General features: G+C 73.4%; 19 protein-coding genes. 14 read left to right on the plus strand and 5 right to left on the minus strand.

Annotated elements, in window-relative coordinates:
* Nucleotides 1-72 precede the first annotated feature (72 nt).
* The 3 genes from ACIG47_RS03410 to ACIG47_RS03420 are packed head-to-tail and all read left to right on the plus strand — an operon-like array spanning nucleotide 73 to nucleotide 3111.
* Nucleotides 73-1263 (plus strand): zinc-dependent alcohol dehydrogenase, encoded by a 1191-nt coding sequence (locus tag ACIG47_RS03410; RefSeq protein ID WP_397429617.1) that lies wholly within the window; start codon nucleotides 73-75, stop codon nucleotides 1261-1263.
* Between the two features lie 10 nt (nucleotides 1264-1273).
* Nucleotides 1274-1741, plus strand: coding sequence for a DUF6098 family protein (locus ACIG47_RS03415; protein WP_397429618.1), 468 nt, complete (start codon nucleotides 1274-1276; stop codon nucleotides 1739-1741).
* A gap of 44 nt (nucleotides 1742-1785) precedes the next feature.
* Nucleotides 1786-3111 (plus strand): cytochrome P450, encoded by a 1326-nt coding sequence (locus ACIG47_RS03420; RefSeq protein ID WP_397429619.1) that lies wholly within the window; start codon nucleotides 1786-1788, stop codon nucleotides 3109-3111.
* Between the two features lie 12 nt (nucleotides 3112-3123).
* Here ACIG47_RS03420 and ACIG47_RS03425 read toward each other — a convergent pair whose 3' ends face one another.
* Nucleotides 3124-4086, minus strand: a complete 963-nt coding sequence (locus ACIG47_RS03425; protein WP_397429620.1) for a TIGR03557 family F420-dependent LLM class oxidoreductase — start codon at nucleotides 4084-4086, stop codon at nucleotides 3124-3126.
* A gap of 145 nt (nucleotides 4087-4231) precedes the next feature.
* Here ACIG47_RS03425 and ACIG47_RS03430 point away from each other — a divergent pair, with 145 nt between their 5' ends.
* Complete coding sequence (locus ACIG47_RS03430) at nucleotides 4232-4681, plus strand: SRPBCC family protein (protein ID WP_397417969.1); 450 nt, start codon at nucleotides 4232-4234, stop codon at nucleotides 4679-4681.
* Nucleotides 4682-4732: 51 nt separating this feature from the next.
* Here ACIG47_RS03430 and ACIG47_RS03435 read toward each other — a convergent pair whose 3' ends face one another.
* Nucleotides 4733-5536, minus strand: a complete 804-nt coding sequence (locus tag ACIG47_RS03435; RefSeq protein ID WP_397417971.1) for an IclR family transcriptional regulator — start codon at nucleotides 5534-5536, stop codon at nucleotides 4733-4735.
* 177 nt (nucleotides 5537-5713) lie between these two features.
* Between ACIG47_RS03435 and kduI the strand changes: the two genes are divergently transcribed.
* The 8 genes from kduI (at nucleotide 5714) to ACIG47_RS03475 (ending at nucleotide 19494) form a co-directional block, all read left to right on the plus strand.
* Complete coding sequence (gene kduI, locus ACIG47_RS03440) at nucleotides 5714-6532, plus strand: 5-dehydro-4-deoxy-D-glucuronate isomerase (protein ID WP_397429621.1); 819 nt, start codon at nucleotides 5714-5716, stop codon at nucleotides 6530-6532.
* Nucleotides 6529-7308: a 2-dehydro-3-deoxy-D-gluconate 5-dehydrogenase KduD gene (gene kduD, locus ACIG47_RS03445; protein WP_397417975.1), complete on the plus strand. Its 780-nt coding sequence runs from the start codon at nucleotides 6529-6531 to the stop codon at nucleotides 7306-7308. Before kduI ends, kduD begins: the two co-directional genes overlap by 4 nt.
* Nucleotides 7309-7370: 62 nt before the next feature.
* Nucleotides 7371-8468, plus strand: coding sequence for a sugar ABC transporter substrate-binding protein (locus ACIG47_RS03450; RefSeq protein ID WP_397429622.1), 1098 nt, complete (start codon nucleotides 7371-7373; stop codon nucleotides 8466-8468).
* A gap of 2 nt (nucleotides 8469-8470) precedes the next feature.
* Nucleotides 8471-9514, plus strand: a complete 1044-nt coding sequence (locus ACIG47_RS03455; RefSeq protein WP_397429989.1) for an ABC transporter permease — start codon at nucleotides 8471-8473, stop codon at nucleotides 9512-9514.
* Nucleotides 9511-11052: a sugar ABC transporter ATP-binding protein gene (locus tag ACIG47_RS03460; RefSeq protein ID WP_397429623.1), complete on the plus strand. Its 1542-nt coding sequence runs from the start codon at nucleotides 9511-9513 to the stop codon at nucleotides 11050-11052. The genes ACIG47_RS03455 and ACIG47_RS03460 overlap by 4 nt, the downstream gene beginning before the upstream one ends.
* Nucleotides 11053-11054: 2 nt before the next feature.
* Nucleotides 11055-12047 (plus strand): ABC transporter permease, encoded by a 993-nt coding sequence (locus tag ACIG47_RS03465; protein ID WP_397429624.1) that lies wholly within the window; start codon nucleotides 11055-11057, stop codon nucleotides 12045-12047.
* A gap of 40 nt (nucleotides 12048-12087) precedes the next feature.
* A complete protein-coding gene (locus tag ACIG47_RS03470; protein ID WP_397429625.1) occupies nucleotides 12088-13578 on the plus strand; it encodes an aldehyde dehydrogenase family protein in 1491 nt (496 codons plus the stop codon).
* A gap of 243 nt (nucleotides 13579-13821) precedes the next feature.
* Nucleotides 13822-19494: a LamG-like jellyroll fold domain-containing protein gene (locus tag ACIG47_RS03475; RefSeq protein ID WP_397429626.1), complete on the plus strand. Its 5673-nt coding sequence runs from the start codon at nucleotides 13822-13824 to the stop codon at nucleotides 19492-19494.
* Nucleotides 19495-19596: 102 nt separating this feature from the next.
* Here ACIG47_RS03475 and ACIG47_RS03480 read toward each other — a convergent pair whose 3' ends face one another.
* Nucleotides 19597-19821: a 4-oxalocrotonate tautomerase family protein gene (locus ACIG47_RS03480; protein ID WP_397429627.1), complete on the minus strand. Its 225-nt coding sequence runs from the start codon at nucleotides 19819-19821 to the stop codon at nucleotides 19597-19599.
* A gap of 210 nt (nucleotides 19822-20031) precedes the next feature.
* On the opposite strand from ACIG47_RS03480, the gene ACIG47_RS03485 reads away from it, so the two are divergent.
* Together ACIG47_RS03485 and ACIG47_RS03490 are read left to right on the plus strand one after the other, a co-directional pair.
* Nucleotides 20032-20862, plus strand: coding sequence for a DUF1775 domain-containing protein (locus ACIG47_RS03485; protein ID WP_397429628.1), 831 nt, complete (start codon nucleotides 20032-20034; stop codon nucleotides 20860-20862).
* The gene (locus tag ACIG47_RS03490) at nucleotides 20859-22568 is read left to right on the plus strand and encodes a copper resistance protein CopC (protein ID WP_397429629.1); all 1710 of its coding nucleotides are present in this window, start codon (nucleotides 20859-20861) and stop codon (nucleotides 22566-22568) included. The genes ACIG47_RS03485 and ACIG47_RS03490 overlap by 4 nt, the downstream gene beginning before the upstream one ends.
* Nucleotides 22569-22743: 175 nt before the next feature.
* Here ACIG47_RS03490 and ACIG47_RS03495 read toward each other — a convergent pair whose 3' ends face one another.
* Both ACIG47_RS03495 and ACIG47_RS03500 read right to left on the minus strand, forming a co-directional pair.
* Nucleotides 22744-24087 carry a nucleobase:cation symporter-2 family protein gene (locus tag ACIG47_RS03495; RefSeq protein ID WP_397429630.1) on the minus strand — a complete coding sequence of 448 codons (1344 nt, stop codon included), beginning with the start codon at nucleotides 24085-24087 and terminating at the stop codon, nucleotides 22744-22746.
* A 117-nt stretch (nucleotides 24088-24204) separates the two neighbouring features.
* Nucleotides 24205-25026, minus strand: a complete 822-nt coding sequence (locus ACIG47_RS03500; protein ID WP_397429631.1) for a phosphotransferase — start codon at nucleotides 25024-25026, stop codon at nucleotides 24205-24207.
* Nucleotides 25027-25202 lie beyond the last annotated feature (176 nt).

Consider the following 25202-nt stretch of genomic DNA (forward strand, 5'->3'; position numbering starts at 1 on the left):
TGCGGGTGACCGCGCCCGGGGTGAGGCTGGCAGGACGAGGCCGACGCAGACGACACGGATCGGACGGCGAACATGCGAGCACTCACCTGGCAGGGCAACGAGCGGGTCAGCGTCGAGGACGTGCCGGACCCGACGATCCAGGAACCGCAGGACGCGGTCGTGCGGGTCACCTCGACGGCGATCTGCGGGTCCGACCTGCACCTGTACGGGGTGCTGGGCGCCTTCCTCGACGCCGGCGACGTGCTGGGGCACGAGGCGATGGGGGTGGTCGAGGAGGTCGGGCCCGAGGCCGGTGACCTGAAGCCCGGCGACCGGGTCGTGGTCCCGTTCGGCATCGCCTGCGGCGGGTGCTGGATGTGCCGCCACGGGCTGCAGTCCCAGTGCGAGACCACGCAGGTGACGGACCAGGGCAGCGGAGCCGCCCTGTTCGGGTACACGAAGCTGTACGGGCAGGTGCCGGGCGGGCAGGCCGAGTACCTGCGGGTGCCCCAGGCGCACTACGGCCCGGTCGTGGTGCCCGACGACGGCGAGCCCGACGAGCGCTACCTCTACCTCTCGGACGTGCTGCCCACGGCGTGGCAGGCGGTCGAGTACGCCCAGGTGCCCGAGGGCGGGTCGGTCGTGGTGCTGGGCCTGGGCCCGATCGGCCAGATGGCGGCCCGCGTCGCCGCGCACCGCGGCGCCGGGCTCGTGGTCGGCGTCGACCTGGTGCCCGAACGGCTGGCGATGGCGGCCCGCCACGGTGCCACGGTGATCGACCAGAACCGGACCGACGTCGTCGGCGCCGTGCGCGACCTGACCGAGGGCCGCGGCCCGGACGCGGTGATCGACGCGGTCGGCATGGAGGCGCACGGCTCACCGCTCGCCGAGACGATGCAGAAGGCCTCCGGCCTGCTGCCCGACATGCTGGCCAAGCCGCTCACCGAGCACGCCGGGACCGACCGGCTGGCCGCCCTCCTGACCGGCATCGAGCTCGTGCGCCGGGGCGGCGTGCTCTCGCTCGCGGGCGTCTACGGCGGCGCCAAGGACCCGCTGCCCATGCTGCGGCTCTTCGACAAGCAGGTGACGATACGGCAGGGGCAGGCCAACGTCCGCCGCTGGACGGACGACCTGCTGCCACTGGTGGGTGACCCGGCCGACCCCCTCGGCGTGCTCGACCTGCGCACCCACCGCTGGCCGCTCGAACGGGCGCCCGAGGCCTACGCGATGTTCCGGGGAAAGGACGACGGATGCGTCAAGGTAGTGCTCGACCCGGCCGCCTGAGGTTCCGCCCGTGCACCGTGCGGGAGCACCGGTCGTGACCGGCGACCGGGCCGGCTCCTCGCCGCCGCCGGGTGTGCCCCGGCTCGGGTCGCTCGCCGAGGCGGCCGAGCTCGCCCAGCTCCTGGCGCCGGTGTACGTGCGCTTCAGCGCGGGCCCGGAGGCCGACCGGTCCACGGTCAGCCGGGACCACGAGAGCGGCTGCCTGATGCCGGGGCTCAGCGCCAACCCGATGACGCCGGAGCCGTGGTGGACCCGTCCCGTGGAGCACTGGGTGGCACGCCAGCTCAGCCAGTACGCCCACCTCATGGTGGACGACCGCTTCCCGTGGCTGCTGACGGGCACGGTCTCCGCCCGCGGCCCGGACTGCGAGCCGCTGCTCGTCGAGATCACGCCGGTGGCCTACCTCGCCCGGCCCGTCGTGGACGAGGCCGTCGCGCTCTACCGGCAGGTCTTCGCGCCGGGTGCCGACGGCACCTGACCCACCCACCCACGAGCGCACGGCACACCCGAAGGCGAGGCTCCATGACGTCCACACCGGTAGACCTGAACCCCGCGGAGGCCACCCGCGTCGTGGCGGGCGTGCTCGCACCCCTGGTCGCCCAGGGCGCGATCGTCCGCCGTCCCCGGGCCACCGCCTGGGCCGAGCGTCACCAGACCGACCGCGCCGCCCGCGCCGTCCTGACCGGGCTGCGCGCACGGCACGACGGCGCCCCGCTCGTCCTGCGGCTCGGCCCGCGCCGCATGGTCGTGGTCACCGAGCCCGGTCACGTGCGCCGGCTGCTCGAGGAGTCACCCGAGCCCTTCACTCCCGCGTCGAAGGAGAAGGTCGGCGCCCTGCGCCACTTCCAGCCCGACGGCGTGCTCATCTCGTCCACCGCCGACCGGCGCTACCGCCGCCCCTTCAACGAGACCGCCCTGCGCACGGAGCTGCCCGTGCACGACGACGGAGCCGCCTTCACCGACGCCGTACGGCACGGAGCTGCGGAGCTGGCGCGTCGGCTGCGCGGCTCCGGCGGGCTCGACGCCGCGACGTTCACGGACGTGTGGTGGGGCATCGTGCTCCAGGTGGTGCTCGGCGCCGGCGCACGCGCCGACCGGGAGCTCGTGGACCTGCTCGACGCCCTGCGCCGGGACGCGAACTGGTCGTGGTTCCACCCGCGGGACGAGCGCCGCCGCACCGAGCTCGCGAGCCGCATCGAGTCCTACCTGGCCGCCCCGGAGCCGGGCACCCTGGCCGCGGCGGCGCACGCCGCGGGCGCCGCCACGGCCCCGGGCCAGGTACCGCACTGGCTGTTCGCGTTCGACGCCGCCGGGGCGGCGACGCTGCGGGCGCTCGCCGTCGTGTCCGCCCGGCCCGAGGTGCGCGCGCGGCTGCTGGCCGAGGTGGCCGCGCCGGGGCCCGGCACCGCCCTCCTTCCCTACGCGCGCGCCTGCGTGCTGGAGTCGCTGCGCCTGTGGCCGACGACGCTCGTGGTGCTGCGGGACTCCACCGCTCCCACCGTGTGGGGTGAGCGCACCCTGCCCGCCGGCACGGGGTTCGCCGTGGTCAGCGCGTTCTTCCACCGCGACCCGGCACGGCTCGGTCACGCCGACGCGTTCGTGCCCGAGGCGTGGCTGGACGGCCGCAACGCCGACGACTGGGGGCTGGTGCCGTTCAGCGGGGGACCGGTGTCGTGCCCGGGCCGGAACGTCGTGCTGCTGGTGACGTCGCACCTGCTGGCGCACCTGGCCGCCCACGACCTCCGGGTGGCCCGCGGCCGCTACCTCGCGGAGGATCCGCTCCCGGCCACGATGGACCACCTGGGTCTGCGGTTCGGTCTCGGCGAGGGTGCCGCCGACCGGACCTGAGGGGCCGGCCTGCTACAGGTTGCGCAGCCGCTCGACCAGCGGCCCGGCGGCCTCGGCCAGGAACCGGTCCTGGTGGTGCTCGCCCACCTGCACGATCGCCAGGTCGGTGAACCCGGCCTCCAGGAAGGGGCGCGCGCTCTCGGCGAGCCTGTCCAGGTCCGGGCCGCACGCGATCGACGACGCGACGTCCTCGGGCCGCACGAACTGCGAGGCCGCGGTGAACCCGGCGGGTGTGGGCAGGTCCGCGTTGACCGACCAGCCGCCGCCGAACCAGCGGAACTCCGCGTGCGCCCGCTCGACCGCTGCCTGCTCGTCCGGGTCCCAGCAGATCGGCACCTGCCCGAACACGCGCGACCCGCCGGGGTGCGCGGCCTGCCACTGCCGCACCACGTCGCCGTCGGGCATCGCCTGGACCACGTGGTCGGCCAGGGGCGCGAAGCGCTCGACGCCGCGCTCGCCGGAGACCGCGACCCCGATCTCGACGCCCGTTCCCGGTGTGTCCCAGAGCCGCCCCGAGTCGACGCGGAAGTGCTTGCCCTCCCACGTCACGAGATCGCCGGTGAGCAGCTCGCGGATGACGTGGACCGCCTCCTCGAGCATGTCGTGGCGCACCTCGATGCTGGGCCAGCCCCGGCCCACCACGTGCTCGTTCAGGTTCTCGCCCGCGCCGAGCCCCAGGGTGAACCGGCCGTCGGCCAGGATCTGCAGCGTCGCCGCCTGCTGGGCCACCACGGCCGGGTGGTAGCGCATCGTCGGGCAGGTCACGAAGGTCATCAGCTCGGCCCGGCTCGTGGCCTGGGCCACGGCCCCCAGCAGCACCCACGCGTTCGGCGCGTGGCCCTGCTCCGGGAGCCAGGGGGAGTAGTGGTCGCTCGAGAGCTCGAAGTCGAAGCCGGCGTCCTCGGCCGCCGTCGCGTGCCGGACCAGCTCGCGCGGCCCGCTCTGCTCGGTCATGAGGGTGTACCCGATGCGCATGGAGTGCTCCTTCGCGGTCTGGTCCCCTCCGACGCTGGACCCGTTCGCGCCCACTCGCACGTTCGCGTGCGCGCCCGGTCGCCCGGCGGGCGAGTGACCGGGCACGGCCCGAGGGTGGAAGGACCCGAGAGAAGAGGAGACGCTCATGACGAGCATCACGAAGTCCGTCGACGTCGACGTCCCGGTGCGCACGGCGTACAACCAGTGGACGCAGTTCGAGGAGTTCCCTCGGTTCATGCAGGGCGTGCAGGAGATCCGTCAGCTGGGCCCGACCCGCACGCACTGGACGACGAAGGTGGGCGGGGTCGAGCGCGAGTTCGACGCCGAGATCACCGAGCAGCACCCGGACGAGCGCGTGGCGTGGAAGAGCGTGTCCGGTCCCGAACAGGCCGGGGTGGTCACCTTCCACCGCCTGAACGACGCGCAGTCCCGGGTCACCGTGCAGCTCGACTGGACGCCCGAGGACGCCACGGAGAAGATCGGCAGCGCCCTGAACGCCGACGACCGCCGGGTCCAGGGCGACCTCGACCGGTTCAAGGAGTACATCGAGGCTCGCGGCACCGAGACCGGAGCCTGGCGCGGCGACGTGGACTGACCGCCTGAGCACGCGGGCCCCGCAGCGTCCGGCGCTGCGGGGCCCGCGTGCTCAGCGCACCATGCTGTTGTCGTGCACCGCCGTGAGCCGCGACTTCACGCTCAGCAGGGTCTCGATGATGAGGTCCTCGCGCCCGCCGCCGAGCCGGCTGATCGGCACGGCGACGCTCATGGCGTCCACGGCCCGGTGGCCGAACGGGAGCGCGACGCCGAAGCAGCGCACCCCGAGGCAGGACTCCTCGCTCTCGGTGGCGTAGCCCTGGTCGGCCGCGCGGTCGATGATCTCGAGCACGGCCTCCTTGTCGGTGGTCGTGTGCGACGTGATCGCGGCGATCGACTCCGGCACCAGGTCGCGCCGCGCCTCGGCCGGCAGCTCCGCGAGCAGCGCACGGCCCAGCGAGGTGGCGTAGGCCGGGAGGCGCCGCCCGACGGCGGAGTGCATGCGCAGCGGGTGCACCGACTCGCGCTTGGCCGTGTAGATGACGTCGGCGCCGTCGAGCCGGCCGAGGTGGACCGTCTCCTCGGTGACGGCCGCGACCTCGTCGAGCACCGACGTGGCCCGGGCCAGGACCGGGTCGCCGTCGAGGTAGGCGGAGCTCACGACGAGGGAGTGGATGCCGAGCTGGTAGACGCTCCCGGTGGGGTCGGTCTGCAGCCAGCCGCGGTCGGTCATGGTCCGCAGCAGCGCGTGCAGGCTGCTCTTGGGGATGCCCAGGCGGGTCGAGAGCTGGAGCTGGGTGCCGGGGCCGCGCGCCGCGATGTCGTCCAGCAGGTCCAGGGCGCGCGCGGCGGACTTGACCGGCCCGGCGTCGCCCGCACCGGCCGACTCCCTGCGCAGTTCCTTCTGTAGCGGCATCGATGTTCTCCCCTGGCCCTTCCACGGTGCACCGGGGAGCCCCCCGGGTGATTCCGACCCTACCCCGAGTTCGCATACATGGACAGGTTTCCGCCCCTTGACCCGTGAGCCAGGTCACGTCTATGGTCGAGCAAGTTCACATAGACGAACGCAGTTCACAAACCGAGAGGCGACCTCGTGATCCAGGTTCGATACTCGACATCTCCGTCCGGCGCGGAGACGGCCACCACCGCGGACCTGCGCGAGAGCTTCCTCGTCGCAGACCTCTTCGTGAGCGGAGAGGTCCGGGGCACGTACACCCACGACGACCGGATGGTGGTGGGCGGGGCGCTCCCCGGCGCGGAGGAGCTCGCCCTGCCGTCCTGGACCGAGGTGCTGGGCACCGAGACCCACCTGGAACGCCGCGAGCTCGGCGTCATCAACGTCGGTTCCGCCGGTCATGTGGTCGTGGACGACGAGAAGTTCGAGCTCGACCACCTCGACGGCCTGTTCGTGGGGCGGGGCAGCGAGGTGTCCTTCGGTGGCGCCGACGCCGCCTTCTACTTCGTGTCCGCCCCGGCCCACGCGACCTACCCGACCCAGGCGCTGCGCCACGGCGAGGTGGAGCCGGTGCCGCTGGGCTCGGCAGAGGCCGCCAACGAGCGCAACCTCTTCCGGTACGCGTGGGGCCAGGAGCTGAAGACCTCGGTGCTCCAGTTCGGCGTCACCGTGATCGCCAGCGGCTCGGTCTGGAACACGTTCCCGCCGCACCTGCACGACCGGCGCACCGAGGTCTACTGCTACGTCGACCTCGACGAGGACGACCGCGTCTTCCACTTCCTGGGCAAGCCCGGCGCCACGCGGCACCTCGTGCTGCGCAACCGCGAGGCCGTCATCTCCCCGCCGTGGTCCATCCACGCCGGGGCCGGCACCGGGTCGTACGCCTTCATCTGGGCCATGGCCGGCGAGAACAACCACTACACCGACCTGAGCCCGGTCGCGCTGGAGGACCTGTGACGACCGACCCCGGCGGCCCGGCGCGCTCGCCCTTCGACCTGCACGGCCGGTGCGCCGCGGTGACCGGCGCGGGACGCGGTCTCGGTCGTGCCGTCGCGCTCGGCCTCGCCCGCGCGGGGGCGGACGTCGTGCTGCTGGGCCGGCCGGGCCGCCAGGAGGAGACCCGCGACCAGGTCGTCGCGCTCGGTGCGCAGGCCGACGTCGTCGACCTCGACGTGAGCGACCTCGACGCGGTCGAGCGGGTCGGTGCCGAGCTGACCGCCGCGCGCCGGATCGACGTGCTGGTCAACAACGCGGGCATCATCGACCGCGAGGACTCCGTGGCCGTGCGCCGGGACGCCTGGCAGCACGTGCTCGACGTCAACCTCAACGGCCTCTTCGCCCTCACCCAGCAGCTCGGCCGCCCGATGGTCGAGCGCGGCCACGGCAAGATCGTCAGCATCGCCAGCCTGCTGTCCTTCCAGGGCGGCCTGCGGGTGGTGTCGTACGCCGCGAGCAAGCACGGCGTCGCCGGGGTCACCAAGGCCCTGGCCAACGAGTGGGGACCGCACGGCGTCCAGGTCAACGCCATCGCCCCCGGCTACATGGTCACCGACAACACCACGGCGCTCCGCGAGGACGCGGACCGCTCGCGCTCCATCCTCGAACGCATCCCGGCCGGCCGCTGGGGTACCGCCGAGGACATCGCCGGAGCGGCCGTCTTCCTCAGCTCCTCCGCCGCCGACTACGTCAACGGCCACGTCCTGGCCGTCGACGGCGGATGGATGGCCCGCTGACCCGTCCCCCCGCCACACCCCCACCGCCGGACACCGGCACCGAACGAAATCGAGGAACGACAATGAAGTTCACCTCTCGACGCTCCGCGGCCCGGCACACGGCCGCCGCCCTCGGCGTCGCCCTCGCGGCCGTCACGCTCACCGGCTGCACCGAGACGGCCGCCGGCGAGGGCGGCGAGGCCGCCTCCGGCGCCTGCGACCCCGCCGACGTGACCCTGGTGGGCCAGGTCCGCAACGAGTCCAACCCCTACGAGGCCTCGTGGCTCGACGGCGGCGACGCCTTCGCCGAGCAGGTCGGCCTCACCCAGGAGCGGCTCACCTACGACGGCGACTCGACCCGCCAGCAGGAGCAGATCAGCCAGCTCCTGGCGGGCGACACGGAGTGCCTGGTCATGAACGTGCTGCCCAACGGCGACTCCGACACCCCGCCCATCGTCGAGGGCGCGCAGGACGCGGGCGCCTACCTGGTCACCCAGTGGAACAAGCCGGCCGACCTGGACGTCACCGACTACGACCACTGGCTGTCCCACATCACCTACGACGGCGTCGAGTCCGGCCGGCAGATCGGCGACGCGCTGGCCGAGGCCATCGGCGGCTCGGGCGGCATCGTCGCCCTCCAGGGCATCCTCGACACCGGCGCGGCCAAGGACCGGTTCGCCGGGCTGGAGGAGTCCCTCGCGGCCAACCCCGACGTCGAGCTGCTCGACGACCAGACCGCCAACTTCTCCCGGGCCGAGGCCCTGGAGGTCACCAAGACCCTGCTCACCAAGCACGGCGACGACGTCAAGGGCATCTGGGCGGCCAACGACGACATGGCGCTCGGCGCGCTGGAGGCCCTGGAGCAGGCCGGGCGGGACGACGTCGCGGTGGTCGGCATCGACGCCGTGCCGGACGCGCTCACCGCGATCCAGGACGGCACCATGACGGCCACCGTCTCCAGCGACGGCCCGTGGCAGGGCGGTATCGGCCTGGCCATCGGCTACTGCGTGGCCACCGGGGAGCTCGCCGTCGAGGACATCGCCGACGAGGACCGTGCCTGGTACGCCGAGCAGTTCCTCATCCAGCAGGACAACGTGGCCGACTTCGTCTCGCCGGCCACCAGCGAGGCCGACTTCGCCTGCGACAACCTCTTCAGCCGCTCGCAGGGCGCGATCTCGTGACCATGGCACCCCCCACCGACACCGGAGCCGGCACAGGGGCCGGCTCCGGGGCCCGCACCGGCGTCGTGCCCGCGTCCCGCCCCCGGCCTCGGCGGGGGGTGTCGCTGCGGGACGCCGGCCCGCCGATCGCCCTGGTCGTCGTGTCCGGGATCTTCGCGGTCCTCAGCCCCGACTTCCGCACGCTGTCCAACGTGCAGAACGTCCTCGACGCCGCGGCGGTCCTCGCCGTGGTGACCTGCGGCATCAGCTTCGTGCTGATGATGGGGTCGATCGACCTGTCCGCCCCCGGCATCATGGGCGCGTCCGCGATCACGGTCGCGCTCCTGGTCGCCAACAACCGCAACGACAACGACCTGGGGCTGCTCGGCGTCGGCGTCGCCGTGCTGCTCGCGGCCGCGCTCGGCTGTCTCAGCGGGCTCGCGCTGGTGCTGCTCAAGGTGCCGTCGTTCATGGCCACCCTCGGCGTCTCCGCCGTCGGCCTGGGTGTGGCCACCCTCCTGTTCGCGGGCGTGCAGCCCAACATCACCGACGCCACGGTGGGCGGCTGGGCCGTGGAGCGGTTCGCCGGGCTGGCGCTCCTGACGTGGATCGCCCTGGCCTGCGTGCTGGTGGCCTGGCTCGTGCAGCGCTACACCCGGCTGGGCCGGTACGCCTTCGCGATCGGCGGTGCCGAGGAGGTGCTGGCGCTCTCCGGCGTCCGGGTGGCGCCCTACAAGGTCGCGGTCTTCACGATGGCGGGCGCGTTCTACGGGCTCGCCGGCGTGCTGGTCACCAGCCAGCTCAGCGCGGGCCTGGTCCAGGCGGGCCGGGGCTACGACTTCTCCGCCATCACGGCGGCCGTCGTGGGCGGCACCCTGCTCACCGGCGGGCGCGGCGGCATCCTCCAGTCCACGGTCGGGGTGCTGCTGGTGACCGTGCTGACCAACGGGCTCGTCCAGGTCGGGGTGAGCCCCTACTGGCAGGGCGGTGTCCAGGGCCTCATCGTCGTCGCGGCCGTCGCGGCCGCCGTCATCCCGCAGCGTCGTAGGAACCAGGTGACCAAGTGACCGCCACCCCGCACACCGCAGCCCCGCACGCCCTGGAGGTACGCGGCCTGGTCAAGCACTACCCGGGCGTCAAGGCCCTCGACGGCGTCGACCTGGTCGTACGCCCGGGCGAGGTGCTGGGCCTGGCCGGCGAGAACGGCGCCGGCAAGTCCACGCTGCTCAAGGCGCTCGTCGGGCTGGTGCGCCCCGACGCCGGCGAGATCTGGGTACGCGGCGAGAAGGTGCGCCTGAGGAGCGTGGTCGACGCCGCCGACCACGGCATCGGCATGGTCTTCCAGGAGCAGTCGCTGGTGCCCAACCTCACCGCGGCCGAGAACATCGTGCTGGGCAGCGAGGGCCCGGGCGTGCGCCGCGGCATCTACCGCTGGAGCACGATGCGCCGGCTCGCGCAGGAGCAGCTCGACAAGATCGGGTCGCACATCGACCCGCTCGCGCGCACCGACACCCTGTCGTTCGCGGACCGCCAGATGGTCGAGATCGCCAAGGTGCTGCGCATCGAGGAACGCACCTCGCACCCGCCCGTCATCATCCTCGACGAGCCCACCTCCGTGCTGGAGGCCAAGGAGATCGAGACCCTGTTCACGCAGGTGCGCCGGCTGCGCGAGTTCGCGTCCGTCGTCTTCGTCTCGCACCGGCTCGACGAGGTGCTCGACGTCTGCGACCGGGTCGCCGTGCTGCGCGGCGGCCGCTCGGTGGGCGAGCTGCCGGCCGCGGACGCGGCCCCCGCGGAGCTGCACCGGATGATGATCGGGGCCACCGGCTCGGACGACCACTACCACGGGGCGGCGGCCGCGACGTCCGACGAACCCCGCCGGCCACGCCTCGTGGTGCGCGGGCTGACCGGCCGGAGCTTCCGGGACGTCGACCTCGACGTCCACGCGGGGGAGATCGTCGGCATCGTCGGCGTGCACGGCTCCGGGCGCGAGGACGTGTGCCGCGCGCTGTTCGGCGCCGAGCCGGTCACGGCCGGCGAGGTGGTGCTCGACGGCGAGCGGCTCGACCTGTCCGGCACCCGCGCGGCGTGCGCGGCCGGCATCGGCTACGTGCCCGCCGAACGCAAGACCGAGGGGATGGTCGGCCCCATGTCGGTGGCCGACAACATGACCCTGACCAAGCAGCACGCCCGCTGTGCCGGGCCCGTGGTGCGGCCGCGCAAGCAGGCGACGCTGGTCGACGGCTGGATCGAGCGGCTCTCGATCCGCACCCCGCACCGGGGCACCGCGATCCAGCGGCTGTCGGGCGGCAACCAGCAGAAGGTGGTGCTGGCCCGCTGGCTCGTGGCCGGCGACGTCCGCCTGCTGCTGCTCGACCACCCGACGCGCGGCCTCGACGTGGGGGCGCGCTCGGAGGTGTACCGCCTGATGCGTGAGCTCGCCGGCACCGGCGTGGCCACGGTGCTGCTCGCCGACAGCCTCGAGGAGGCCATCGGGATGTCCGACCGGATCGTCGTGATGAGCGACGGCCGCGCGACCACGGAGGTCGCCGCCCCTGCGGGCGGCAAGCCGACCCCGCTCGACCTCGTGAAGGAGATGGTCTGAGCATGTCCACGCCCGTCCTCACCCCGCAGGCCCCCGACGCCGCCGTCGCGGCGCGCCCCACCACGGGCCAGCGGCTCACGTCGTTCATGCCGGTCATCGCGCTCGTCGTGCTGCTCGCAGCACTCACGATCGCCGACCCGGGGTTCTTCTCCCTGAGCAGCCTCACGGCCGCGGTCCGCACGTCGGCGCCGCTCGTCGTGCTCGCGGCCGGCGCGACCGTGGTGGTCCTGTGCGGCGGCATCGACCTGTCGATCGCCGCCCTCTGCTCGCTGGCGACGGTGCTCTTCGCGCTGTGGCTGCCCGGCCTCGGCGGGCTCACCACCGTCGCGGTCGTCGCGGTCACCGGCGTGATCGGGGCGTTGCAGGGCACCGCCCACGTGCTGCTGCGCATCCCCTCGTTCATCGTCACGCTCGGCGGCATGAGCATCTTCACCGCGGTCGCACTGGTGATCTCGGACGCCGGACCCGTCCGGGTGACCGACCGCGACGCCACCCACTGGCTCACCCTCTACGTGGCCGGCGTGGTGCCGATGGCCTTCGTCGTCGCGCTGCTCGTGGTCGTGGCAGTGTCCCTGGTGCTGCGGTTCACGCCGCTCGACAGCTGGGTCCGGGCCACCGGGTACTCCGAGGCGGCGGCCCGGCTGGGCGGTGCGCCGGTCGACCTGGTCAAGGTCGGGGCGTTCACGCTCTCCGGGGCGTGCGCCGGCCTGGCCGCCGTCATGCTCGTCTCCCGGAACTTCAGCGGCAGCCCGACCATGGCGGACAACCTCCTGCTGCCCGCGGTGGCCGCCATCGTGGTGGGCGGTACCGCCATCACCGGCGGGCACGGCTCGCTGTGGCGCAGCCTCGCGGGGGCGCTGGTCGTGACCCTGCTGCGCGTCGGGCTGCCCATCGTCGGCGTCCCGTCCGCCTACGAGCAGATCCTGTACGGCGCGATCATCGTCGCCGCCGTCGCCCTCACCCTCGACCGGTCGAAGGTGCTGGTCATCAAGTAGCCCGTTCTTCCCGAGAACCCCGATCCCACGGAAGGCCCCCATGTCCGAGAATCCCCAGCTCCTGCCCGCCGTCTCCGCGTTCCTCTCCTCGCCCAAGCAGCTCCTGATCGACGGCGAGTGGGTGGACGCCAAGGACGGCCAGACCTTCGCCACCGTGAATCCCGCGACCGAGGAGACGCTCGTCCAGGTGGCGCAGGCCTCCGCGGTCGACGCCGACCGCGCGGTCACCGCCGCCCGCAACGCCTTCGAGCACGGTTCGCCGTGGTCGCGGATGTCGCCGCGCGACCGGTCGCACCTCCTGTGGCGCATCGGCGACATGATCGAGGAGCGCACCGAGGAGTTCGCGCAGCTCGAGTCGCTCGACAACGGAAAGAGCCTCGCGTCCGCCCGCGGCGACGTCGGCGTGGCCGCGGAGCTGTTCCGCTACTTCGCGGGCTGGGCCACCAAGATGGAGGGCACGACCATCCCGATGTCGGTGCCCGGCCGCGACTTCCACGCCTACACCCGGCGTGAGGCCATCGGTGTGGTCGCCGGCATCGTGCCGTGGAACTTCCCGCTCACGATGGCCGCCTTCAAGGTGATCCCGTCGATCACCGCGGGCAACACCGTCGTGCTCAAGCCGGCCGAGCAGACGCCGCTCACCGCGCTCCGGCTCGGCGAGCTGCTGCTGGAGGCCGGCGTCCCGGCCGGCGTGGTCAACGTGCTGCCCGGGTTCGGGGACGCGGGCGCCGCGCTGGTCGACCACCCCGGCGTCGACAAGGTCGCCTTCACCGGCAGCACCGAGGTGGGCAAGAAGATCGCCGCCGGTGCCTCGAAGAACCTCAAGAAGGTGTCGCTGGAGCTCGGCGGCAAGGCGCCCAACATCGTCTTCGCCGACGCCGACCTGGACGCCGCCATCGCCGGGGCAGCGCTCGCGGGCTACTTCAACGAGGGCCAGTGCTGCGTCAACGGCTCGCGCCTGTACGTGCAGCGCGACGTGTACGACCAGGTCATCGAGGGTGTGGCCGCGGCGGCCCGGGCCATCCGGGTGGGCGACGCGTTCGACCCGGCCACGACGATGGGCCCCCTGGTCTCGCAGGAGCAGCACGAGAAGGTCATGGGCTACGTCCGCGGCGCCGTGGCCGACGGCGCCACGCTCGCCGCAGGCAGCGCCGGACCGGCCGCCGACCGCGGCTACTTCTTCTCGCCCACCCTGATCACCGACGTGACCGAGGACATGGCCGTCCAGACCGACGAGATCTTCGGACCCGTGGTCACGGCCATCCCGTTCGACAGCGAGGACGAGGTGGTCGCCGCGGCCAACAACACCGTCTACGGCCTGGCCGCGGGCGTCTGGTCGCGCGACCTGAGCACGGCCCACCGGGTCGGCAGCAGGCTGCGGGCCGGCACGGTCTGGCTCAACACCTGGCACGCGGACGACGTCACCCTCCCGCGGGGCGGCTTCAAGCAGTCCGGCTGGGGGCGAGAGCTCGGCTCGTTCGGCCTGGACGACTACACGGAGCTGAAGACGGTCATCGCCGAGCTCCGCTGACCCCGTACCCACCACCGAGAGAGCACCCGAAGAAGACAGGCAGTACCCAGCGACACGTCTGGGCGGCCGGCCCCGGGCGGGGGCCGGCCGTCCGGGCTGCCTCATGTCCATGAAACATGTCCATGAAGACTGTGCGAAAAGGGATCAACGATGAACCTGCTACGCAGACCTGACCGGCGACACCGTGGTCGCCGACCCCGCCGGACGCCCGTACGTCTGGCGGCCGCACTGACCGCCCTGCTGGTGTCCGTCCCCCTCGGGGCCGGCGCCGCCCAGGCCGCGCCGTCGGGCACCGCGCCCGCGCAGGCCGCGTCCGGCTCCGTCGACGACGGCGTGCTGCGCGTCCTGCTCTTCTACAAGTCGAACTTCCACGCCTCGCACGTCCAGGCCCGCCAGGCCATCCGCGATCTCGTGACCGACCTGGGCGTCGAGTACGACCAGCCGGTCGAGATCCAGGAGACCGACGACCCCGCGGCGTTCACCACGGCGAACCTCGCGACCAAGGACACGATCGCGTTCGCCCAGACCGGCGGCGTGCTGTTCAACGTGGAACAGCGCGCCGCGCTGGAGGCCTACATCCGCGGTGGCGGCGGCTACCTCGGCCTGCACTACGCCGGCTGGTCGGTGGGCCAGAGCGAGCACGACGTCAACCCGTTCTACGCCCGGCTCGTGGGCGCGGCGTCCGAGGGCCACCCGGAGAACCCCGCGGTGCGCCCGGGCCGCGTGGTGGTCAAGGACACCTCGCACCCGCTGACCCAGGGCCTGCCGGCCGAGTTCACCCGCAGCGACGAGTGGTACGACTGGCTGGTCAACCCGGCGCCCCACGTGCGTACGCTGCTGAACGCGGACGAGTCGTCGTACGGCGGGGGCAACAACGGCACCAACCACCCGATCACGTGGTGCCAGGAGATCGACTCCGGCCGGTCGTGGTACTCGGGGATGGGGCACGAGGGCACGGCGTACGCCGAGGCCCCGATCCGCACCCAGATCAAGAACGGCCTGGCCTACACCGCGGGCCTGCTCCCGGCCGACTGCTCGCCGCCGTCCAAGGCGGAGAACGGTGCCTGGAGCGGCGTCACGCCGTGGCCGCTGGTGCCGATCAACGCGGCGCTGACGTCCGACGGCAAGGTCCAGTCGTTCGGCAGCGTGTCCTCGGGCTGCACGGACACCACGCCGTACGACTTCTACGGCAACTCGTGCGTGGTGCAGGGCGGCCAGATGGAGATCGACGTCTGGGACCCGGCCGAGGAGCGCACGGCCGCCAACGTGAGCTCGGGCCTCGTCGCGAACTCGACGTACACCGACCTGTTCTGCTCGATGCAGGTCCAGATGCCGCACCGGCGGGCCACCCTGACGGTCGGCGGTGACGACGGCCTGGGCGGCAACGCGCCCAACGACGCCGCGATCGGCGTCACCAGCTACACGACCAACCAGGGCCTGCGCACCGAGGCCCCGATGAACTACCCGCGCTGGTACCCCACGGGCACCACCCTGCCCGACGGCTCCGTCGTGGTGCAGGGCGGCAGCCTCAAGGGCGGCCCGGGCGGCCCCGGCGTGCTCACGCCGGAGATCTACACGCCGGACGAGGGCAGCTCCTGGAAGCTCCTGGAGGGTGCCACGAGCGCGGCGGCGTACGGCGACGGCGGGAACGGCAACGGGCCCGACGAGAACCGCTGGTGGTACCCGCGCGCGTTCGTCGCGCCGGGCAACGGCAACGTCTTCAACATCACCGGCACGCAGATGTACGAGCTCGACCCCTCGGGTGACGGCGAGGTGATCCTGCGCGGCACCCTGCCTGCGGACGTCGCCGACCAGGGCGGCCTCGGCAACCCGGTCGGCGCCACGTCGACGGCCACCATGTACCGCCCCGGCAAGATCCTGCAGGTGGGCGGCGGCTGGTGGGCCAACGGCGGCGGCCCCGACGGCGCCCGCGCGGGCTTCACCGTCGACATCACGGGCGGCACCGACGCACCCGTGGTCGAGGCGACGCAGCCGATGCGCTACCAGCGGCACTGGGCCACCTCGACCGTGCTGCCCGACGGCAACGTCATCGTCACCGGCGGTTCGCGCGACAACAACGGCAACGGCGGCTACGTCACCACCGCCGAGATCTGGAACCCCGACACCGGCGAGTGGACGGTCGTGGACGTGCCCTACGAGCACGCCCGGCTCTACCACTCCACGGCCCTGCTCCTGCCCGACGGCCGCCTGATGGTGGGCGGCGGCGGCACCCCGGGCCCGCGCAACTACACCGACGTCGAGTTCTACTCCCCGGCGTACCTCTTCGACGGTGACGAGCCGGCGGTCCGGCCCCAGGTCACGGGTGTGCCCAAGAAGGTCGGCTACGACGGCACGTTCGACGTGCAGGCCGACGGCGCGGTCTCCCGCGTCACCCTGGTCCGCAACGGCTCCGTGACGCACGGGTTCAACAACGACCAGAACTTCCAGGACCTCGCGTTCGCGCAGGACGGCGGCACGCTGACGATCGAGACCCCGGTCGACGGCACCTACGCCCCGCCCGGCGCCTACATGCTGTTCGTCTTCGACGAGGACGGCACGCCGTCGGTGGCCGACATCGTGCAGATCGACCCCACGGTCGAGATGGACGCCCGGTCCCCGCACCTGGTGGACCAGCTCGAGTACCCGCGCATCCCCGCGGAGTGGCGCTCGGCCAACCCGCCCGCCGTGGTGGACGTCGAGCCCGGAAACGGCCGCATGTCCCCGTGGGAGGTGGACGGCAAGGTGCAGCTCGTCCGCGCGGCGGCGGCCGGCCAGGGCGGCCTCGGCCTGACGGGATACCACCTCGCGGTGGGCAGCGGGGGCGACCTGACGCGCACGGTCAAGGGCCTCGACCCGGGCCGCGAGTACCGCCTCTCGCTGCGGTACGCGCGCGACAGCCGGTCCACGGGCACCGCGCCCGGCACGGCGGACCTCACGGTCGGTGACCTGTCGGCCACGCTGACGGCAGGGAGCGACCTGTCGTCGCAGACCCGGTTCGGCACCTACGTCGGGACCTTCGTCGCGGGGGCACGGTCGCAGGACCTGACCATCAGCGCCGGGGACTCCGGCGCGGGCGTCATGATCGACGACCTGGTGATCGTGGGCTCCGACCCCGGCGCCTCCGACGTCCCCGTGCACTACGAGTTCGAGGAGGGCACAGGGACCCGGGCCGCCAACAGCGGGACCGACCTGGCCGTGGGAGCGGCCACGCTCACCGGCGGGACCGGGTGGAGCGAGAACGGCGTCTTCGGCGACGCCCTCGACCTCACGGGCGGCAGCAACGCCAACGCCGTGGACCTGCCCGACAACCTGCTCCAGGGCGAGGAGAGCTTCACCACCGCGTTCTGGGTGCGGCCGGACACCAAGGCCGGCTGGACCGGTCTGTTCCACATCGGGGACGGGCTCGCGGACGCGGGCAGCTTCTTCCAGATCCAGATGCAGACCAACGCCGCCGGGGCCACCGGGCTCGCGGCGACGTTCAAGGCCAAGGGTGCGGCCCTGCAGGAACGGGTCTACGCCACACCGACCCGGGACGTCGTGGCGGGGGAGTGGAACCACGTCGCCTTCACCCGCCAGGGTGCGACCGGCACGCTCTACCTGAACGGCGAGCCGATCGCGTCGCGGTCGGACCTGACGATCGACATGACCGACGTGGGCCCGACGGCGAACAACTGGCTGGGCCGCAACGGGTTCCCGGACCCGGCCTACGACGGTCTGATGGACGACGTCCGGGTCTACACCTCGGCGCTCGGGGACGCCGACGTCGCGGCCCTGTACGCCGACGGCACGGCGCTGGCCACGACCACCACGGTCACGGTCGAGCCGGGCTCCCCGTCGCCGTTCGGCGAGCCGGTCGACGTCACGGGCGCCGTCGCGGCCGAGAGCGGCGGGGCCCCTGCGGGCGTCGCCGAGCTCTGGGTCGACGGGGCCCGCGTGGGCGGGCAGGTCGACGTCGCCGACGGCGCGGTGCGGTTCACGGACGTGGCGCTCTCGCCGGGCGACCACGAGGTGCAGGTCCGCTTCCTCGCCGACGACGGGTGGCGCGACTCCGCCCAGACCGTGGAGCACACGGTCGAGCGGCCGCCGCCCGGCGAGGGCACGCCGATCCACTACACCTTCGACGAGGGACAGGGGTCGACGGCGGCCAACACCGGCCTGGACAGCTCGGTCGGGGCGGCGACCCTGACCGGGACGACGGGCTGGAGCACGGCCGGACGGTTCGGCGGGGCGGTCAACCTGCCCGGCGGCGGCTCCGGCACGGGCAACCAGGTCGAGCTGCCCGACGACATCGAGGCCGGCATGGAGGACCAGTTCAGCGTCTCGATCTGGGCCCGGCCCGACGCCCTGCCCACCTGGGTGCCGCTGCTGCAGATCGGCAGCAGCACCGACACGTTCTTCCTGCTCCAGTCCAACACCCAGGTCAGCGGGGCCACCGGCTTCGCGGCCACGTTCAAGGCGCCCGGCACCCCGGGCAGCGCCCAGGAACGTCTGGTGCTGGGCCAGGGCAACGACCTGCCGCTGAACGAGTGGACGCACGTCGTGTTCACCCAGAGCGGCTCGGTCGGGAAGATCTACTTCGACGGCGAGCTCCAGGCCACGCGCGACGACTTCACCGTCACCATCGGTGACGTCGGGGTGGACGGCCGGACGACGACGAACCTCGTGGGCGGCACGAGCTGGCCGGACGCACGCTGGGACGGCCTGGTCGACGACTTCCGGATGTTCGGGTACGAGCTGACCGCCGAGCAGGTGGCCGACCTGCACGCCGGGACGGCGTCGAACACGGCGCCCGTGGGTGCCGCCGACGCCTACGGCACCGTCGAGGACGAGCCGCTGGAGGTGGCGGCGCCGGGGCTCCTGGCCAACGACACCGACATCGACGGCGACGACCTGACGGCGACCGGGCTCACCCAGCCGGCGCACGGCGACGTCGTGCTCCGGGCGGACGGGTCGTTCACCTACACGCCGGACAGCGGGTACTCCGGGACGGACACGTTCACCTACAAGGCCTCCGACGGCACGGCGACGTCCGCGGCGACCACGGTGACCGTCACGGTGGAGGAGGGCGAGCAGCCGCCCGTCAACACCGCACCGGTGGCGGCCAACGACGCCTATGCGGCGGTGGGCGGCCAGCCCCTGACGCTCCCGGCGCCGGGCGTCCTGGCCAACGACACCGACGAGGACGGCAACGTGCTCACCGCCACCGCTGTGACGCAGCCGGCCAACGGCCGGGTCACCCTGGAGGCGGACGGTTCGTTCACCTACGTCTCCGACGACGGGTTCTCCGGCAAGGACGTCTTCACCTACCGGGCCGACGACGGGGAGGACCTCTCCGCCGTCGCCACAGTGACCGTCACGGTGAAGTCGCCCGCGGTGACGGCGGTGGCCGGCGTGGCCCTGCCCGTCACCTACGGCACGGCGGGCACGGTCTCGGTGGCTGTGTCGCCGGACACCGCCACGGGCACGGTCGAGCTGAGCGACGGCACCACACCGCTGGCGAGCGGCACGGTCGCGGACGGACGGGCGACCCTCGTCCTGGCGGCCAGGTCGCTCCAGCCGGGGGTGTACGACCTGACCCTCCGGTACGGGGGCGACGCCGACCACCGGGCGTCGTCGTCCAGGGTGCGGGTCGTGGTGGAGAAGGTGGTGCCCACGATGGAGATCGCGGCGACGCGGGCCGCCGGGAACAAGGCCGCCGTCACCGTGTCCCTCACCGCGGCGCACGAGGTGCCGGTGACGGGGCAGGTGCGGGTCGCCGTCAAGGACGGTCCCACGCTGCTGGGCACGGTCCAGGACGGCCGCGTGCGGTTCGAGGTGCCCCGGCCGAAGAAGGGGGACCTGACACTGACGGTCTCCTATCTCGGCAGCGACCTGGCCCTGCCGGCCGAGACCAGGGTGACGGTCCGGGTGCAGTAGCGCGGGGGTGAGACAGGTGCGGGCCCGGAGGACGGATCCTCCGGGCCCACACCTGCACCGCTGTCGCGGTGCTGTCCGGTCTGCTGTCCGGTGCCTGCAGGCTCAGTCGTCGGCCAGAGCGGCGACCACGCCGGCCCGGCTCTCGTCCTCGCTGGCCAGCACGCCGCCGTTGGCGACGATGTCCGGGGTGATCTCCTGGAAGACCATACGGACGTCCTGGCGGCGGGCGCCCAGGATCTCGACGGCGCTGTCGGCCACGGCCTGGGCGAACTGGCGACGCTGCTCGATCGTGCGGCCGCGCAGCAGCTCGACGGTGATGTTGGGCATGTCGTCCCTCCGGTGGCGGCCGCCCCCGCACCGACGGTGGTTCACGGGTGCGACCTGGATTCAGTGATGTGAACCACGGTACGCGGCGAGAAGGGGTGAGTCCATGGTTTCCGGCGATCAGTTCACACTCTTGACAACAGTTCCGCGGGCTGATGTGGTGTGCGAGCCGCCCGCAGAGTCGCGGGCCACCTCCAGAGCCGGGGAGCCAGCATGAACCGCACGACCGCCGTCCGCCGCGTGGCCCTGTCCGGGCTCGCCGCCACCGGCCTCGTGGCCCTCGGGGCGACGTCGGCCGCGGCCCACGTGACCGTCACGCCGTCCACCACGGCTGCCGGTGCCACGGCCGTCCTCGCGGTCGAGATCCCGCACGGCTGCGAGGGGTCGGCCACGACCGCGCTCTCCCTGCGGATGCCCGCCGAGGTCACGGAGGTGACCGCCACCGACACCGACCGCTGGACGGTCGACCAGGATGCCGACGGCCTGACCTACACGGCGGCGGCGCCGCTCCCCGACGGCGCCCACGACGAGGTGGAGTTCTCGGTGCGCCTCCCGGACGACGCCGGTGCGACGCTCGTCTTCCCGGTGGTCCAGCGGTGCGAGCAGGGGGAGGCGGCGTGGACCGAGGTCGCCGGGCACGGGGAGGACCACGACGCGCTCGACCGGCCCGCACCGGTCGTGGTCGTGACCGCCGGTGAGGGAGGGGCAGCGAGCCCCGGAGCCGATCCGGACGGTGACCCCGAGGAGGCCGGGCGGGCCGCGACGGCAGGCCCGGGCACGACCGAGGACCAGACCGGGACGCTGACCGAGGCCCCGACCGAGGACCAGACCGGGACGCCGACCGAGGACCAGACCGCGAGCGAGGCCCCGACCGGGGTCGAGGCGATGAGCCCCGTCGCCGGCCCCGAGGAGGCGAGCACGGCCGTGGCCGGCGGCGATCCGGGCGGTCCTGACCCCCTGGTCATCTTCGGCGGGGGCGCCGTCCTGCTCGCGGGTGTCGTGGCGGGCGCGGTGGCCCTGCTGCGCCACCGCCGACGCCCATGACACGCCCCGGCACCCGCCCCGGTGCGGGCACCCGCACCCGCGCCGGCGCCGGCACGGGCACTCGCACCCGCGCCGGCGGCTGGCTGCTCCTGCTCGCCCTCGTCTGCGCGCTCGTGCTGGGCCCGGCCGGCAGCGCCGCCGCCCATGCGACCCTCCTGAGCACCGACCCCGCGGAGGGCGCCGTGCTCGACACCGCACCCGAGCGGGTCACGTTCACGTTCGACGAGTCCGTGATCGGCGTGCCCGCGGGGATCCGGGTGTTCGACGCCACCGGGGCGGAGCTCGACTCCACCGCCACGGTCCGCGGGTCGCGGCTCCTCGTCGACCTCGATGCGGAGGTCCCGGACGGCACCCTCGTCGTCCTGTGGCGGCTCGTCTCGGCGGACGGGCACCCCATCGGCGGTTCGCTCAGCTTCTCCGTCGGCGCCCCGAGCGACGTGGTGGACCTCCCGCCCACCGGGGCGGACGCCGGCACCGAGGCGCCCGTCGTGCTGAGCCTCGTCCGGGGTGCGGGCTACGTGGGCCTCCTCGTGGCCGCGGGCGTGGCGGCCTTCTCCGTCCTGTTCCTGCCCCGGGACCGCATCGCCGACCCCGCGCGCGCCCGGCTCCGGCCGGTCGCGCGGGCGGCGGGAGCCCTGGCCGCCGTCGCGTGGTGGGCGGCGGTGCCGCTGGTGGCGCTCTACCAGCTCGGCCTGCCCGCCTCCGCGCTCACCGAGGGATCGACCTGGGCGGCGCTCGCGACGGCGGAGTACGCCGTCCCCGCCGGGGTGGTCGCCGGGCTCGCGCTGGCGACCGGGTCGCTCCCCGGCGCGGCCCCCGGTCGCCTACGGACCGTCCTGGTGACGGCCGGCTGCCTCGTGGCGGTCGCCGCCCCCGCGTTCACCGGCCACACCCGCGCCGCGACGCCCGAGGCGCTCGTGATCGCCGTGGACGTGCTGCACCTGGCCGCCGGAGCCCTCTGGCTCGGCGGTCTGGTCGCGATCGCCCTGGTGCTCGGCGACCTCGCACGGAGCGACGCCGGCGCCGTCGTGCTCGGTCGCTTCTCGACGTGGGCCGCCGTCCTGCTCGCGGTGCTCGTGGTCGCCGGGACGATCCTGGCCTGGCGGGTCGCGGGGAGCTGGGGCGCCCTGACCGGGTCGGGCTACGGCACCCTGCTCCTGGTCAAGGTGCAGGTCGCGGTGGTTGCGATCGGCATCGCCACGTGGAACCGGTTCGCCCTGCTCCCGCGCTTCCGGACGACGCCCCGCCGCCGCGGCCGCGGGCCCACGCCCGTGCCGCTGATCCGCACGGCGCTGGCGGAGGCGGCCGTCCTGGTGGCGGTCCTGGGCGTCACCGGGTTCCTGGTGGACCGGAGCCCCGAGAACCCGGCCACCGCGTCGAGCGAGGCGCGGGGCGTCACGGAGTCCGTGCGGCTGGGCGGCATCACGGCGCGGATCACCATGGACCCGCCGGAAGTGGGTCCCACCACCCTCACCATCACGATGACGGACGCGGCCGGCGACCCCGCGGAGGGCTACGAGGCCCCGCGGCTCAGCCTGACGTCCGGCGACGTGGAGCTGGGGGAGGTCGCGGTCAGCTCGCTCGGACCCGGCGTCTACGCCGGCGACGTCGTGCTGCCGACGTCGGGCGAGTGGGACGCACAGGTGTCGCTGCGCACCACGGAGTTCGACAACCCGGTGGAGATGGTGACGTTCCGGGTGCCGTGAGACCCGGACCCGCCGTGTGCTCGCTGCGGGGTGCGGAAGGTGCTCTTCTACCCAGCGATCTGGACCAGATCTCGTGGGGGTTCTGGCCCAGATCGCTGGGTAGAAGAGCACTTCACGGCGGAGGTCGGAGGGTGCGGCGGCGGGCCGTCCGCTGCGCTCGCCCGTCCGGGCCGCGTCAGCCGCCGCTGACCGCGGGGCTCGTCTCGTGTTTCCGCGCCGCCCGGACCTGGTCGCCGTTGAGCAGCAGGTTGAGCAGGATGGCGCTGATGGCCCCGGCGCTGATGCCGGAGTCGAAGATGAGGCGGAACCACTCCGGCAGGTTCGCGTAGATCTCGGGCCGGACCGTCGGCAGCAGCGCCACGCCGAGCGACAGGGCTACGACGAGGATGTTCCTGCTGGTGAACGTGACCTTCGCGAGCGACCGGATGCCCGACGCCGCGACCATCCCGAACAGCGCGATCCCGGCACCGCCGAGCACGGCGCTCGGCACCCCGCCCACGACGGCGCCCACCTTGGGCACCAGACCGAGCACGACGAGGATGCCGCCCGCCGCCGTCGCGACGAACCGTGAGCTCACGCCGGTCAGGCTGACCAGTCCCACGTTCTGCGCGAACGCGGTGTACGGGAAGGTGTTGAACAGGCCGCCCAGCGCGGTCGAGAGCCCGTCGGCCCGCAGACCGTCGGCGAGCCCGCGCGGCGTGACCGGGCGACCGGTGATCTCCCCGACGGCGATCATGTCGCCCGTGGTCTCGGTCATGATCACGAGGCCCACGACGAGCATCGACAGCACCGCCGCGACGGGGAACGTCGGGATGCCGAAGTGCAGCGGGGTGATCAGGGCGAACCAGCCGGCCTCGCCCACGCCCGAGAAGTCGGCCTTGCCCATCGGCAGGGCCACGAGCGTGCCCGCGACCAGGCCCAGGAGCACCGAGACGCGCGCGACCGCGGGCGGCGCGAACCGCTCGACGAGGACGATGAACAGCAGCGTGCCCGCGGCCAGCGCGAGGTCCGACGGCGCGGCGCTCGGGCCGTTGTTCGTGATCCACCCGGCCGCGACGTCCATCAGCGAGACGCCGATGACCAGGATCACCGTGCCGGTGACGATCGGCGGGAAGAACCGCAGCAGCACCGAGAAGAACGGCGCCACCAGCAGCATGAACAGCCCGCAGGCGATGGTCGCGCCGAAGACGGCGGTGATGTCGTACGTGGTGCCGATCGAGATCATCGGACCGACGGCGGCGAACGTGACGCCCTGCATGATCGGCAGCCGGACGCCGAACCGCCAGAACCCGACCGACTGGATGATCGAGGCGATGCCCGCGACGAACAGGTCCGCGCTGATGAGGAACGCCAGGTCGGCCGCCGAGTAGCCCAGCGCCCCGCCGACGATCAGCGGGACGGCGACCGCGCCCGCGTACATCGCCAGGACGTGCTGCAGGCCGAGCGGGAACAGCCGCGTGAACCGCGGGACCTCGTCCACCGGGTGGACCGCGGGGGTGCTGGGTGGTGCGTCGGACATCGCCGTTCCCTCCGTCCCTGCGCCGGACCCGCCGGCGCGACTGCCGGTCAGGGTAGGGAGCGCGGGTTTCCCCGGCGATGAAGGCGTGTTTCTGTGCGATGACGTGGGCCGGGACCGTCAGGCCACGAGCCCCTCGCGGAGCACGGCCTCGGCCTGCCGGCGCAGCGGGACCGCGACGTCGGGGTGCCGGCCGAGACGGACCAGGCTCAGGTACTTGTCCGCCGCGGCGAGCCGGGCCACCGCCCCGGAGTACGTGGGCGGTACGGGCAGCTCCGCCCGGACCCGGGCCGCGACGTCGGGCCGGAGGACGGCGGAGCAGGCGAGGACGGCGGCGTCGTACCCGGCCGGTGCCCAGCCCCAGGTCTCCCAGTCCAGGATCGTCAGGCCGGGGGCGGTGAGGTTGCCGAAGTGCAGGTCTCCGTGGGCCACCTCCCAGTCGAGGCGGCCCGGGTCGATCTCGACGCCGAACGACGCCAGCAGCGAGGACCGGAGCGCGTCGGGGCGTAGCACGGCGCGCCGGGTCCCGGTCGCGCGCCGCAGCGGGGCCAGTCCGGCCCGGAGCGCGTCCCACCAAGCGCCGGGCAGGTCGGCGTCGCGCCGGAGCACGAGCCCGCTGCCCACGGCGCGCCGGTCGACGTACGTGACGAGGTCGGCGCGTACCACGTAGCCGCCGTCCGCCCACTGGGTGGTGGCCAGGTGCCGGGGCATCGGGATCTCGTCGAAGGGGGAGCCCGTCGCGGAGGCGATACCGTCCCAGAACAACTCGGTGGTCCACTCGGGGCGCTGCGCGGTCACCCGCAGCCACGCCGGGCCCGAGGTCCGCACGGCGAGGGTGCGGTCGAAGTCTCCGCGCACGAGGTCGCCCTCGGAGCGCACCCCGAACCGTTCGGCGGCGTGGGCGAGGTGCTCGGCGAGCCGGTCCCGACGTGCTGCGCACATGTGCTCCCCGTTCTGCCGCGGAAGGTCTCGATCCTGGCCGGGCCGGATGGCGCGGGCAAGTCGTGCTCGCCGGATCCCGGGCCTGGTGCGGGGAAGGCGCGTCTCCCGCAGCTCGGTTGCTCTGCGTAGACGATGTCTACGCAGAGCAACCGAGCTGACCGGCGGGGTCCAGGTCG

This window comes from Promicromonospora sp. NPDC052451, assembly GCF_044547525.1.
Classification (GTDB): domain Bacteria; phylum Actinomycetota; class Actinomycetes; order Actinomycetales; family Cellulomonadaceae; genus Promicromonospora.